Annotated in this window: 1 pseudogene; it reads left to right on the plus strand. The window is 63.8% G+C overall.

Annotation, left to right across the window (positions count from 1 at the left end):
* A pseudogene (locus EN874_RS32455) lies at positions 1–381 on the plus strand (beta-ketoacyl-[acyl-carrier-protein] synthase II); the annotation flags it as partial.

Here is a 381-nt window from a genome sequence, read left to right on the forward strand (position 1 = left end):
CCGAGGACGGCGATGGCGCGCGCCGAGCCATGGAGATTGCAATCGCTCAGGCCGGGATTTCGCTGCCCGAGGTCCGTCATCTCAATGCCCATGCAACCTCCACGCCGGTGGGCGACCTTGGTGAGATCGAAGCGATCAAGAGCGTGTTCGGGCACGATTTCCGGATAGCCGTGAGCGGAACGAAGTCGGCGACCGGACATTTGCTCGGCGCTGCCGGCGGGCTTGGCGCGATCTTCACGATCCTGGCGCTCAGGGATCAGGTCGCACCGCCCACCCTCAATTTGACCACCCCTGATCCGGCAGGCGACGGAATAGACTTCGTGGCAAACAAGCCCCGGGCGATGGAGATGGACTACGCGATCGCCAACGGTTTCGGCTTCG

Origin of the sequence: Mesorhizobium sp. M1D.F.Ca.ET.231.01.1.1, from assembly GCF_003999155.2 — a bacterium.
Lineage (GTDB): Bacteria > Pseudomonadota > Alphaproteobacteria > Rhizobiales > Rhizobiaceae > Mesorhizobium.